This window comes from Brevundimonas sp. (assembly GCF_965227765.1).
In the GTDB taxonomy this organism is placed as follows: domain Bacteria; phylum Pseudomonadota; class Alphaproteobacteria; order Caulobacterales; family Caulobacteraceae; genus Brevundimonas.
Genome location: NZ_OZ245778.1, coordinates 2,138,922 through 2,152,169, shown reverse-complemented (window position 1 = coordinate 2,152,169; position 13,248 = coordinate 2,138,922). Strand labels below are relative to the sequence as shown.

Genomic DNA, 13,248 nt, shown 5'->3' with positions numbered 1-13,248 from the left:
AAAATGCGCGGCGTCTCCAAGGATTCAGGTCGCGTGGACGTCCGGCACTGACGTCGCCTCCGGTCTATCATACCGCCGTTTCACCATCGTCCTGTTTGCCACCGCAGTGATGGCCGCGCCGCCCGCGACGCCGATCATCACTCCGATCACCGATCCGACCGCGCCGAAATTGCACGACAGGAGCCAGGCAACGATGGGCGAGAAGGTCATGGTGAATAGGCCGCCGATGATGTTCCAGCGCAGTTCGCCGCTTGCGATGCCGAGATAGTAGGCGGGGACGGCCCAGATGTTGACCATCCAACCCCCGCAGATCAGAGCGGAGATGGTCACGAACATCCAGTCGATCTTGCCGAACCAGATTAGGCTTAAGATGGGAGAACCGACCGCGAGCCCGACCATCGCCACGGTGCCAATGGTGACCATGAGCCTTTCGGCCTTGCGGTACAGGGCATTGATGCCTACGCCCAAGCCGTGCCGGTGGATCTCGGCCGTCATCAGCGGGGTGAGGTTCTGGCTAGGTGCCAGGATCAGGGCGCGCAACTGAAGGGTGGCGCGGGATGCAAGCTCATAGAGGCCGAGGACAGACACGCCCAAGGTCGTGGAGAGGACGAATTTGACTGCCGGCTCATAAAGAATGGTCGACAAGCTGAGCGCCTGCATGCGCAGCCCGAATCCGAACAGCTCCTTCAGGACGACCCGGTCGAACCGATAGGGCAGGGCACCGCCCCAGCGTCCATCAAGGATGCGGCACAGCAGAATCCAGCTGGCGATGATCATGACAAGGTACTGGCAGATCTGCGCCAGAGCCAGGCCGACAAGATTAAGCGGTCCGATCAGGGCTAGGGCGACGACGCATTGCAGGGCTGTGGCGCCTAGCATGACCATGCTCTTGCGATCCGAGCGGTGGGCGCCGATCAGGGCTGAGATCAGGACTCCGGATACCGCCTGAAGGACAAAGGCGGCGATCGCATAGATCAGGAGTTCTCGGGCGGCGTGGGTGGCGGCGCCGTGGGTCGCCCATCCGAGCGCCCACCAGGCCGGCCAGTAGATTAACGTGCCCAGACATACATACAGGGCGGTGTTCATGGCGAGCGCCGTCTCGACGTAGAGCATGGCCGCCCCGTCCGGCTCGGGCTGGTCGACTGACGACGCGTGGGTGGCGTCGGCCTGTTTCATAGCCACGAAGCGGGCGAGGCCGCCGGTGACCCCCAGATCCCCGACGCGTCCGACGGCCGTAGCCGAGACAACGAGCGCCCAGATGCCCATCGCCGCAACGCCGAGCTGGTGCAGGATCGTGCGGTAGAGGATGAAGAGAACGAGGCTGGTGACGAGCGCCTCGGCGACGTTCCAGGCCACGTTACGGCCGACACGCATCAGTGCGCCTTTCCAAGAGCGGCGAACACCAGGGCCTGGCTTCGCTCTCGCATCAAATGACTGTGGCGCTGGTTCTGGGCGGGGCTGACGGCGGCGGCCTCAAGCCCGAGGATGACCGATCCGGCGTCGTTATAGGTCGCGGTGGTGGCGCGGGCGGCGATCTGGGCCGCATGGTTGGCCATCGCCGAGCCCTCTCTGAGCAGGACCGGCTTCTCGTACTGAACCGCCCGCCCGAAGATCCCGGAGGCCTGATCGTAGTCGGGCGCGTAGAGGGCCCAGATCACGGTGGCGGCGCCGTAGAGGGAGCGAAGCTCGTCGTCGGACACATACCTGTCGACCAGACCACCGCCCGCCTCGGCGAAGGCGTTCGCGATATCCCAGGCGGACGGCGCCACCTTGCCGGCCGCGACGAAGAGCCAGCGCGAGCGAATTTCCGGCTTTTCCAGCCAGGTACGGGCCAAGATGTCGAAGCCCTTCTCCCGGTTCTGGGCGCCGAGCGCGACCAGGATGTTGCGACCGGCGGCGAGGTCGACCAGGTCGGCGCTGAGCGGTGACGGCGGCGTGCTCAGGTCTTCAATGTCCCAAAGCTGGGGATCGTCGATCCAGTCATCGGCGACCCTGGCGATGCTGGGCAGGACCGAGAACGACACGATCGACATCGTGGTGACCGGCGTGAGCGACTTCATGACGCACAGGAGGAAGGCCTTGTTGCGCAGCTTAAGCGACTGGCCCTCGGCGGCCTCCCGTCCCCGGAACAGGAGCCCGGCCGTGCGGCGACCCTGCAGCGCGCGGACGATCGCGGCGATCGCATAGCCGAAGAAGTTTTCCTCTATCATCAGGAAGCAGGCGGGACCTGCGAAGTCCAGCGTCGCTTTCCAGGTGTCGACGACGCGACAAGAATAGCCCGCCTCGTGGAGCAGGGCCTGGAACTGGTGAATATAGGCTTCCCGATGGCCGTCGCGGGAGTGGGAGACGAGCAGAACCTCGGTGGTCACGAAACAGGTCTCGCTTGCGAAGCGCGTGGGGCGAGCTTCTCTTCGTGCAGCAGTCGGTCGGCCTGAGAGAAGCGCTCGCCCACTCGCCGGGCGGGGTTGCCCGCGACGACGTCATAATCCGCGACATTTTTGGTTACGACCGAGGCGGCCGCGATGACCGCGCCCTTGCCGATGGTCACGCCGCTGAGGATGGTGGCGTTGAAACCGATCCAGACGTCGTCGCCGATGATGACCGCGTCGCGTTCGTCCCGGGGGCGAGAGCCGGGTGAGCCCAGCGTTGTCGATCCCGAAATCAGGCTGCCGATCTCGCAGGCGTCATGTTCGTAGCGGCTGACGATCCCAACCTGGCTGGCGATCATGACGCCGTCGCCGATGCTGCCGTTGCAGGAAATCCAGACGTTCGTGCCGATGGCGACCTTGGCACCGATAGTCAGACCGTCCGCCGCGTTGATGAAACAGCCCGATCCGACCCGCAGGTCGGGCGCGAAGGTGACGTTTTTGCGAATGGCGCTGCGCCGCATCAGCGACCGATATAGAGACTTGATCATGATCAGGTTTGCTCGCCGCCGAGCGCGAAGCCAGATTTCCAACGCTTTAACAGTCGTTTGATATGGCCTAGTCGCGCCAGGACGCGCTGGACGGTCGCGTCCCGGCCCCGGCGCATCAGGTCCAGGGCGACGAAGTCGGTTTCGATCCGGTCCGGCCATGCGCCGACGGCGTCGTTGTCCGGGACCTGCGTGCCTAGAAGAAGCTTGTACGGGTTCAGCCGGCTAGCATGGGTGCCGCCCTTGCCGACGCCGGCGTTGACGACATAGGCGCGGGACGGAAACAGCGACACGCCGCCCTGGCTGAAGATCTTCTGGTGCCAGCGGATGAACCAGCTGTCGACCAGCCCCTGCTGGGCAAGGTCCAGCAGGTCTGAGGCGTTGCTCAGCCCGTTGACGTCGAAGAAACGTCGGAAGCTGGGGGACTCCAGGGTCGCCGCGGGGACCGCGGGCTGGTCATACTCGAACTGGCTCCAAGTTCTCTGCCAGGTCGCCCAGCCCCACGGATGGGCGAAAGGCAAGAAGAAGGACCGATTGTCCGCCCCGAGATCCGGGTGTTGATAAGTATAGCCGCAGACGCTCCAGACCCGGGGCGTGTCCGCGTAGCGCTCGAGCGCCTGGGTGAAATAGGTCAGGGCCGCGGGCGACAGGATTAGGTCGTCTTCCAGCACGATCGCGTGGCCGAACCGCTCGCACACATCCGACACCCCGGCGTGGATGGAGCGCCGCAGTCCGCGATTGGTCTCGGCGATGACGATGCGCCAGTCATCCCGGGCCGCCTCGCGGGCGACGCGGATGGTCCGGCCGACCACCTCGGCCTCAGCAGGCGAGCGCGGGCCGTCGATGAAAATAGTGACCGCTGCGTAACCGAATTCCGGGCAGGCCGACAGGCTGTTTAACAGCCGCGAGAGGCTGTCCGGCCGGGTGAAGGCGAATATGGCAAGCGCTGGTTTCACGATTCAGGCCCCGCGTTTTCCAGACCCGGCCTGGCCCCCCTGAAACGGATCCTGGCCAGGGGTTCGCCAGCGTATACGCCATAGGGCACCGTGCTTTTTCTGACAATCGATCGAGCCGCGACGACCGAGCCCCGACCGATGGTTACGCCCGGGTGGACGAACGCTCCAGCCGCGACCCAGGCCTCGTCCTCCACGACGATCTCCTTGGCGAAGATGTCGAAGGCAATGGCGTTCATGTCGTGGCTGCCCGTGCACAGGTAACTGTATTGGGAGATAACGGCGTTGTTCCCGATGGTGATCGGACCCAGGGTATAGAGTTCGGCATAGTCGCCGACCCAGCTGTGATCCCCGATCGTCAGCTTCCACGGGTAGGTGATCCGAACGCTGGGTCGGACGATCACGCCCTTGCCGATGCGGGCGCCGAACAAGCGCAGCAGGGCGTTGCGCCAGCCGTACATGAATTGCGGGGACCAGGCGAAGGCGGTGCCCTGGACGATCCACCAGAGCTGGACCAGCCAGCCCGGCCGTCCGCGAAAATCCGCAGGCTGTTGGAAGGCCGCCAGGTTCTGGACCGTCGGTCGGATATCCTCCGCGCTCATGATCCGGGTTCCCGGATCAGTAGGGCGACCAGTTTGCGGCAGATGATTTCGCGATCGATCTCGCGCTCGACATATTCCCGGCCGGCGCGGCCGAGCTCTTCACGGAGCGCCTTGTCGTTGAGAAGGGTCTGGATGGCGTCGGCGAAGGCCTCGGGGTTCTTGGCGGGAACGCAGACCCCGCCGCCGGATGCATCGGCGACGTTGCCGAGGGGAGATCCGGGGTCCGCCGTCGCGACGAAAGCGCGGCGCGCGGCCATGATCGAGAAGACCTTGCTGGGAAGGGCGAAGCGTGCGCCCGCCGGGTCTTGGGGCACCAAGTGGAGAGCGGCCTCTCCGAGGGCGACGCTGATCTGATCCCGGTCCGCGAGATCGGAGAAGTGCACATTGGTCAAGGCCATCTTCTGGGCCTCGGCTTCCAGTTCGGCGCGTTCCGAGCCCCGGCCCCGGACATGGACGACAGCCGGGATGTGGCGGTCCATCAGCGACCGGGCGAGGGTCAGGATCTGGTCCAATCCCTGCTTGCGGCCGAGATTGCCGGAATAGAGCAGGATCGGGGTCTGTCCTGCGGGTTCCGGTTGCGGGACGATCTCGCGCACGTCGACTTGGGGCGGCAGGATGTCGATCGGCCTGTGCACGCCGAGCTTGCGCAATTCGCCGGCCATTTCGGCCGTCAGAGCCACGAGGTGATCGCAGCGGTTGAGCGACCAAGCCTCAAACACCCGCAGGACGCTTAGGATCGGGCCCGCGCCCTTGAACTTCAGCGATTGCGCGAGGCCGGACTGGATATCATGGACGATCACGACCACGCGTCCAGCCTTCTTGCGGAAGAAGGGGGCGAAGAAGACGACGAAGATCGAGGGGCAGACGCACACCACGCCGTTGTAGCGGCGCTTGCGGCCGGCCAGCGCGGCCAGCGCGAAACTGAGTTCGCCGACCAGACGACCGATCAGACCCCGCGAGCGCGGAATAAAGCTGGCCACGCGACGTACCCGGGCACCGTGATAGGCGTCGGCGTCCTTCTGGCCGTCCTCGTAGCCGCTGTAGACCTCGGAGAACGGGTAGCTTGGGCGCGCAGTTATGACGTCAGGCCTGAATCCGTTTTCGCCCGCCCAAGCCGCGAGGTCGGAAATGGGCGGCGCGCTACCCGTTGGCTCGGGATGGAAATAGTTGCTTAGGATGAGCATCTCGCCTTCGAGAAAAGCGCGCAAACCGTTTGGCTGAGTTGATGTGTTCACCCTAAGTAGTCTCTCGTCAGAAGTTGCATGCAGAGCGCTCGGGTAGTCGAGGAGCGATCGTCAGACAAAGGTCTCGTCCGTGGCTTCGGCCCAGCGCTTTATTCCGCGTCCGAACGCGCCGGGCGCGAGCAGATCGTGATCGGCCGCCCATTGGGGATAGACGTGTGTGGACTTTAGCAGCTTGGTCACTCGATCCGGATGTACTCCGCCGATCCCGTTGAGAGCGGCGATCGCGCCTGCCAGCGCCATGACCACGCTCCGAGGCAGGTCGACCAGTTTGGCTTTGGGGAAATACTGCGACTGAAGCGTCGTGACGATCTGCTCCAGCGTAGGGCATTCGGGGTAGGAGCCGTTGAGAAGGGTGAAGTCCTCCGGGGTGGTTCGGGCGGCGAGGATCAAGTCGATTAGGTCTTCGACATAGATGCAGGATTTGATCGTGTCCCGGCGGCCGGGAAACACGAAAAAGCCCGTTTTAAGAAGAGAGGCCATCCTAGCGAAGTTGCCACCCTCGCCCTGGCCGAAAACGACGGCGGGCCGAACAATAGTTAGCCTACGACCAGGCTTGGCCGCTTGCCAGGCCATATGGATTTGCTCGGCCATGAGCTTGGATTTTCCGTAAGCGGATTTCGGGTCTGCTAGGCTGCTTTCGGTTTTGTGTTCTTCCGATGGTCCATAGATAGAAATTGAACTGCTGAAAACTATCTCACGGACATTCATTTTCTCGGCGAAACGAGTTACTTGAAGTGCTCCTGTAACGTTTGTGTCATAGTATTCGTGATCCAAATGTCCTGGCGTTGTGTGTATCGCGGCTAGGTTAAAAATAACATCGGCGGCAGGAAGATTCAGATAATCCAAGCTTCGAACATCACCTCGAATGTAAATTGCATCGCTAAGTGCCTCACGAGGAGCCTTTAGGTCTAAGCATGTCACTTTCATTCCAGATTCATTTAGGCGACGCGCCAAGTGCGTGCCGATGAATCCGGATCCGCCGGTAATTAATACTTGTTTCTCAGTCAACTTAGTCCCCCGACGTTGCCCCGCACAGCGCGAGCTGGCGGCTAGTATAATTCCTACAAGCATCTTTCGTCGTCCATGCTGCGCCGCACAAGGGGGTGTTTGGTTTGATGGCGGCGAAAGCGCTCATATATGTGGTCTGCAATCCGCTTCGAATCCTGAAACCGCCGATGTTCAGGTTATTGGACCGCTAGCTTCTGGGGCGGCTCAAATCGGTCCAGTTTTGCAGGGGCAGGTCACGCCTTCCATAACCACCTCAATTTGAAGACGTCCGCCGCGTAGGTCGCCGCGCCCTCCCGAAACGACAGCCCTGCTGCGTCGATCGGCGTTCAGCTATGAGCGCATACTCGACATCTCGCCGTCGGATTTACAGGGCTAATGCTCAGCCAAGTTGCGTAGCTCGGAAAGGCGGGCCTGCGAAGCGTCGAGGACAATTTCGCGGAGGACTGCGACGCGTTCGGTGACGTATGCGAGTTCTTCGTCGCTGATCTTGTAGTGCTTCGAGTAGCGGGATTTCACATAGGCGGATCGTAGCAGCTCGAAGCACCGCTTCTGGAACTTGGTCTCGTGCGGCCAGGCTTCCGCGAGCCGCGGGACTAAGGGTTCGGTCATCTTGCGCAGATGAACAAGGTTATGGGCCTTGGGCGAGTGCAGGGTTAGGACCAGGAGCAAGCCGATGTAGAGGGCTTCTGCGGCCTGATGCAGCTCGAAAGCTGCAATCTTGTTAAATCTCTCTTTCGTAACAAGATCTGCAGTTTTGCGCCGCTGGTCGGACGTCTCCATCCAGTCGTCAAAGTACTCCTGCGCTTCTTCGAGCGCGGTGGCTGGCGACAGGGGCTGCGGGACGGAGAATGAGACGCCTGGCTCGGCGAAGAGCTGAATGCCGTCGCGCAGGATGTCGGTGAAGAAGTAGCGGCCGAGCTCGAGCTTCCTGTTTACGTCGTCCAGGCTGTGGACGATGAAGGTGACGGGGGTGCGGAGCTGGCTGCCCGTGGCGATCTCGGCGAGGAGGCGCTCGTTGGCGGCTTCCCAGAACTCCAGGTCGGTGAGGTCCTCGTGGTCGACGACGACGAGGAGATCGAAGTCGGAGAAATAGCGGCCAACGGGGTCGTGAACCCAGTCCCCCCGGGCGTAGCTGCCGAACAGGATGATCTTGAGGATCTTGCCGTCGCGCAGGCGAGGGGCCTTTCGCGTCGAGACCGTCTCGGCGAAGGTTTCACGCAGGATGGAGACCGCGTGGTCCAGCTCGCGGCGCTTTCCCGCTGGCAGTTTTCTCAAGGGCCGTTTCATGATTTGGAGTCTCGACCATCCGCCGTTGGGCGGCAAGGGTTAGGTGGGTGGGGCGCGCGAAAGTTGCGCGCCGGATGGGCGAACCCCGCCGTCTGGGCGTGAGCAATGGCGAGGCGGGGCGTTGTGGACTATCGTGAGTCTCAGCGGGTTGTCGTGAATAGGCGCCGATCCTGGGTCCGGGGGATGTGCGCCAGTCGCACGTCGGATGCGGTCGGTGGCGAATAAGCGCGCCTCTCTGACTTGCGAGGATTCCACGCCCGCGCCCCATTCTGTGCGCTTGCGCAGGCCTGGCGGCGTCTTGCTGTCGACGCCTGCGGTTGTCTGGGTGGCGTCGTGGCGTTAGGTCTGTCACGCGGGCGCCGACCTATAGGCGCAGGCCCGATCGCCGGGAGGCGCCGGCGCGAGCCGGCGACCGTCGGGGTCTGCGTTGAAGCCGTCGGGCCTTTCGCTAGGTTCCAACGCCCGCCCTCATTCAACCCTGGCGGGCCTTGCGTCGGGGAATCAAATCAGTCACGATTCCCCGTCGGCCTCGGTCGACAGGGGCGTGGAATCCCCTGCGAAGTCTCGATGATATTGATGTTGCCGGCGTGACGCCGCGCGCCGTCCTGTCCGGACGCGTCTCTCGACGCTGTCTGACGACCCCTCGCGGGGCGCAGGTTTTCCATGTGCGGCTGTCCGCAGCGCCCCTCGCAGGAAAGGGAGGCGTCGGGTGTCGAAGTCGGATGCGATGGGAGAGGGGAGGGCTGGGGCCGGGGCGCAATCGCGGCTTGATCGCCTGTATCGCCGCTATTCGCCCTGGCTGACCGCCCGCCTGCGTCGCCGCTATGGCGCGGACGCCGAGGATATTGTTCAGGATGCATGGATGCGTCTGGCGCCGATCGACGCCGGGCTTGAGATCCGGTCTCCGAAAGCCTTTCTTCTGACGCTCGCGTCCAACATCGCCATGAGCCGGGCGCGGCGGGACCGGCGCCGTTCGGAGATTCTGGACGCGGAGGCTCCGACCCAGGCCAAGGCCCAGTCGCCGGATCAGATCGACGCGGTCCTGCTCGAGGAGATCATCGGCCGCTTGCCACAACCTCTGAGGGATGTCTTTGTGTTGTCCAGGATCGTTGGAATGAGCACGGTGCAGATTTCTGAAGCGCTGGGGATCAGTCCGAAGACCGTCGAGTGGCGCATGACCCGGGCCCTGGCCCGCTGCTCTGCTGAACTCCGGCGCTAGGTATGGGGGCAAGATGACCGGCCCGAAAAACCGTGTGACGAGCGCCGACACCGAGGCGGCGAAGTGGCACGCCCGTCTCGGGGAACGCAGCGTCGCGACTCAGACCGTGGAGGACTTCTTCGCCTGGCATCAGCGACCTGAAAATGCGGAGGCCTATCGTCGGGTGCAAGCCATCTGGGGCCAGTCGCCCCAGCTGGCCGGGCAGCCGGCGATGACCGACGCCGTCAGGGACGCCCTGGCGCGCCGCAAGGCCAAACACCGGCCGGGCCGAATGCCACAGGCCCTGCTGGGCCTGGCGGCGGTCGCGACCGCGGCGGCCCTGGTCTTCGGCGGCCATGCCTGGTTCCAGGCAAGGTCCGTCTATTCGACGGTCACCGGCGAACAGCGGGTCGTTCAACTGGCGGATGGGTCGACCGTGCGGCTGGATACAGAGTCGAGGATCAGGGTGCGGTTCTCCGGCGATCATCGTGACATCGATCTCGAAGCGGGCCAGGCCCTGTTCACCGTCGTCCATGACCAGGCGCGACCGTTCGTCGTTCGCGTCGGCGAATCAACCGTGACGGCGGTCGGCACGGTCTTCCAGGTGGAGCGGCGCGGCGCTGACGCCGATGTGACCCTGGTGCAGGGAATCGTGGATGTCCGGTCTGCGGCAGAGCGCTCGAAGCCTGTGCGGATCACGGTCGGGGACCAGGCCAGGGTGCGGGCCGCCGGGGCTGCGGTCTCCCGGGTCAATCTGGCCTCTGAGACGAGCTGGACCGAGGGCCAGATCGTGCTGCGCGACACGCCGCTGCGAGACGCGGTGGCGCAGGTGAACCGGTATCTGACCGACAAGGTCGAGCTGGACGCGCCTGGCCTGGCGGCCACGCCCGTCAATGGCGTGTTCAAGACCGGCGACCGGGACGCGTTTGTGTCGATGGCGTCGGGCGGACTGGGCCTGGAGGTCTCGCCGCTCGCGGGCGGCGGGGTGAGATTGTCGGAACGCAGAAAATAATTGTCGCAGGCCTCCGGGGCCGCCCGGGGGTCTGGCGCACCTCCTCTTTGACGTGACGTCACGTCGAGGGGAGCCAAGACCATGAGCCGTAACCGTCTATTGTCCGGCAGCGCGATCATCGCCTGCATCGCATCCATCAGCGCCCAGGCCTGCGCCCAGGCGGCGCGCGACTTCGACATTCCGCCCGGGGTCCTGGCCGAGTCGCTGAACGCCTTCGCCACCCAGTCGAACCAGCAGATCTTCTTCGCCGGGGATCTGGTCGCGGGACGGCGCGCGGATGGGCTGCGGGGCCGGCTTGTTCCGTCCGAGGCCCTCAACCGCCTTCTCAGGGGCTCGGGCCTGACATGGTCGCAGCCCCGCGACGGGGTGATCTATCTGCGGCGGGCGGCCGAGTCTGCCCAGACCGGCGAGGCGGCGACCGATCTCGAAGACGTGGTCGTCACCGGCACCCTGCTGAAACGGTCGGGGGATCTGGCCTCGCCGGTCCTCGTCCTGGATCGCGACGCCCTGGATCGCCGAGGGGCGGGGACCGTGGCCGAGGCTGTCATCGACCTGCCGCAGAACTACGCCGGCTCCGGCACCCCGATCGTGCAGATGGCCAGTTCGGATCGACAGGGGTCGAACGCCGTCAATGCGACGGGGGTCAATCTTCGCGGTCTCGGACCCGCCTCGACCCTGACCCTGGTCAATGGCCGCAGGCTGGCGGGCACGGGGTTTCGGGGCGAGTTCGGGGACATCTCCGCCCTGCCGTCGGGCGCCGTGGAGCGGGTGGAAATCCTGCTCGACGGGGCTTCGGCCCTGTACGGTGCGGACGCCGTGGCCGGGGTGGTCAATGTGATCATGAGGCGGGGCTTCGACGGCCAGGAGACCCGGGCGCGTGTCAGCGCGGCGAGGGGCGGGGCCGAGGATGTCATCCTCTCCCATCTGGCGGGACGAAGCTGGTCCTCGGGCTCGGCCTATCTGTCCTGGGAATATCAGAACACGAACGGCCTGAGCTCGCTGGACCGCCCCTATACGGCAACCGGCGACCTGCGCGCCTTCGGGGGGACGGATCACAGGGTGGTCTACGCCAGTCCGGGCAATATCCTCGGCTATGATCCAGCCGCCGGGGCCTATGTGGCCCAGTACGCCATCCGGCCCAATGCCTCGGGCGCCGCCCAGGGGCCGGCGGACTTCGTCGCGGGCGTCGCCAACCTGCAGTCCCTGACCGAGGGGATCGACCTCTTGCCGGACCTGGAGCGGAACAGCCTTTACGGCCGCCTGCGCCAGGGCGTCGGGGACCGGCTGGAGCTGACGGCGGACGCCCGCTACAGCCGGCGCGACTACGCGTTCGAGGCCGGGCCCGGCATCGGGGTGTTCGTCGTCACCGCCGCAAACCCGTTTTTCGTGTCTCCGGCCGGCGCGCCCGCCCACATCCTCGGCTATTCCTTCTCGGAGGATCTCGGCCGCCCGCGCCAGTCGGGCCGGTCCGAGAGCCTCGGCCTGACGGCCGGGGCGACCTATGACCTGACCTCGGAATGGTCGCTGGACGCCTATGTCGCCCTGGCTCGGGAGAAGGGAGATCTGTCCGTGCGCGGGCGTGTGCACACAGGCTTTCTCGCCGAAGCCCTGGGCAATGCCGTCGACGACCCGGCGACCGCCTATCGGGCGGCCGCGGACGGCTATTTCAACCCGTTCGGCGACGGGCGCGCCAACGGCCGCGCCGTGCTGGACTTCATCGGCAGCGGCTACAACGAGGCCCATGATCGGAGCCGGGCGACCTCGGTCAATATCTTGGCCCAGGGGCCGGTGCTGCATCTGCCGTCCGGAGACCTGAGCCTCGCCCTGGGCGCCCAGGTGCGCGAGGAGCGGTTCGACACCCGGACCCTGTCCTTCATCTCCACGGCCTCGCCGAGCGCCAGCGTGACGCCTCGGGCCGAGCGGCGGATCGGCGCGGTCTTCGCCGAGGCCCGGCTGCCCCTGGTGGGGCCGGACCAGGCCCGGCCGGGTCTGCGCAGCCTGGAGTTTTCTGTCGCCGGGCGGTTCGAGGACTATGACGACTTCGGAACCACCACCAATCCCAAGGTGGGCGTGGTCTGGTCGCCGGCGTCGGACCTGGCCCTTCGCGCGTCCTGGGGAACCTCCTTCCGGGCGGCCTCCCTGCCGCAGATCCACGATGCCTCGGCCCTGTCCCTGACCTCGCTGCCGCGGGGTGATGGAACCACGGTGCTGGCCCTCTATCAGTACGGCGGCAACCCGGACCTGAAGCCGGAGACGGCCGAGACCCTGACCCTCGGGTTCGACTACCGGCCCCGCGGGCGGCTGACCCTGAGCGGCAATGTCTTCGAGACCGACTTCACGGACCGGATCGCACAGCCGGCTACGGAAAACCTGGCCGGGGTCCTCACCGATCCCGCCCTCGCGCCCTTCGTGACCCGGGTCAGTCCCGGGACGAATGCGGCGGACCTCGCCCTGGTTCAGAGCTATATCAGCCGGCCCGACTTCCCCTTCGGCTCCCTCTATCCCGCGACCAGCTACGGCGCGATCGTGGACGGGCGCTGGGTCAACACCGGATCCGTGCGGGTGAGGGGTGTCGATCTCTCGGGCGCGCTGCCCCTTTCGCTCGGCCGCGACGGGATCGTGCTGGACGCCTCGGCCTCCTACATCCTCGACTATGACAGCCAGACCACACCGAGCGCCGCCGTGCGCGAGGTCATCGGCCTGATCGGCTATCCGGTCCGCCTGCGGTCGCGTCTCGGCGGCGCCTGGACGCGCGGCGATCTCGGGGCCGATCTCCACTGGAACCATGTGGCGGCCTATGAGGATCGCCTCGGCGTCGGCATCGACGCCTGGAACACGGTGGATCTGCAGATGCGATGGAGCCCGGCGTCCGGCGCCTTGACCGGGATCCAGCTGGCCCTGTCGGTGCAGAACCTGTTCGACGCCGACCCGCCCTTCTACGACGCCCCCTCGGGCTTCGGCTTCGACCCGGGCCAGGCCAGCCTGCTTGGACGAACCGTCGCGCTTCAGTTGATCCGGCGCTGGTAGGCC

General features: G+C 65.3%; 10 protein-coding genes and 1 pseudogene. 3 read left to right on the top strand and 8 right to left on the bottom strand.

Features of this window, described 5'->3' with window-relative positions:
* Window positions 1–24 precede the first annotated feature (24 nt).
* The 8 genes and pseudogenes from ACO05L_RS10470 to ACO05L_RS10435 all read right to left on the bottom strand — a co-directional run bounded on the left by ACO05L_RS10470 (window position 25) and on the right by ACO05L_RS10435 (window position 8,008).
* The gene (locus ACO05L_RS10470) at window positions 25–1,374 is read right to left on the bottom strand and encodes a lipopolysaccharide biosynthesis protein (RefSeq protein ID WP_421729115.1); all 1,350 of its coding nucleotides are present in this window, start codon (window positions 1,372–1,374) and stop codon (window positions 25–27) included.
* Window positions 1,374–2,369: a hypothetical protein gene (locus tag ACO05L_RS10465; protein WP_421729114.1), complete on the bottom strand. Its 996-nt coding sequence runs from the start codon at window positions 2,367–2,369 to the stop codon at window positions 1,374–1,376. Before ACO05L_RS10465 ends, ACO05L_RS10470 begins: the two co-directional genes overlap by 1 nt.
* A 62-nt stretch (window positions 2,370–2,431) precedes the next feature.
* Window positions 2,432–2,596 (bottom strand): annotated as a pseudogene (locus ACO05L_RS10460) (DapH/DapD/GlmU-related protein); the annotation flags it as partial.
* 323 nt (window positions 2,597–2,919) lie between these two features.
* A complete protein-coding gene (locus ACO05L_RS10455; RefSeq protein ID WP_421729113.1) occupies window positions 2,920–3,870 on the bottom strand; it encodes a hypothetical protein in 951 nt (316 codons plus the stop codon).
* Entirely contained in the window at window positions 3,867–4,469 is a 603-nt protein-coding gene (locus ACO05L_RS10450; RefSeq protein ID WP_421729112.1) for a WcaF family extracellular polysaccharide biosynthesis acetyltransferase, read from the bottom strand. The genes ACO05L_RS10455 and ACO05L_RS10450 overlap by 4 nt, the downstream gene beginning before the upstream one ends.
* Window positions 4,466–5,704 carry a glycosyltransferase family 4 protein gene (locus tag ACO05L_RS10445; protein WP_421729111.1) on the bottom strand — a complete coding sequence of 413 codons (1,239 nt, stop codon included), beginning with the start codon at window positions 5,702–5,704 and terminating at the stop codon, window positions 4,466–4,468. The genes ACO05L_RS10450 and ACO05L_RS10445 overlap by 4 nt, the downstream gene beginning before the upstream one ends.
* A 60-nt stretch (window positions 5,705–5,764) precedes the next feature.
* The gene (locus ACO05L_RS10440) at window positions 5,765–6,721 is read right to left on the bottom strand and encodes an NAD-dependent epimerase/dehydratase family protein (protein WP_421729110.1); all 957 of its coding nucleotides are present in this window, start codon (window positions 6,719–6,721) and stop codon (window positions 5,765–5,767) included.
* Between the two features lie 372 nt (window positions 6,722–7,093).
* Entirely contained in the window at window positions 7,094–8,008 is a 915-nt protein-coding gene (locus tag ACO05L_RS10435) for a HEPN domain-containing protein (RefSeq protein ID WP_421729109.1), read from the bottom strand.
* Between the two features lie 709 nt (window positions 8,009–8,717).
* On the opposite strand from ACO05L_RS10435, the gene ACO05L_RS10430 reads away from it, so the two are divergent.
* From ACO05L_RS10430 to ACO05L_RS10420, 3 genes are all read left to right on the top strand, one after another.
* Window positions 8,718–9,227 (top strand): RNA polymerase sigma factor, encoded by a 510-nt coding sequence (locus ACO05L_RS10430; protein ID WP_421729108.1) that lies wholly within the window; start codon window positions 8,718–8,720, stop codon window positions 9,225–9,227.
* A 13-nt stretch (window positions 9,228–9,240) separates the two neighbouring features.
* On the top strand, window positions 9,241–10,218 hold the full coding sequence (locus ACO05L_RS10425) for a FecR family protein (protein WP_421729107.1): 978 nt from the start codon (window positions 9,241–9,243) through the stop codon (window positions 10,216–10,218).
* An 81-nt stretch (window positions 10,219–10,299) separates the two neighbouring features.
* Window positions 10,300–13,245, top strand: coding sequence for a TonB-dependent receptor domain-containing protein (locus ACO05L_RS10420; protein WP_421729106.1), 2,946 nt, complete (start codon window positions 10,300–10,302; stop codon window positions 13,243–13,245).
* The last annotated feature ends 3 nt before the right edge of the window (window positions 13,246–13,248 follow it).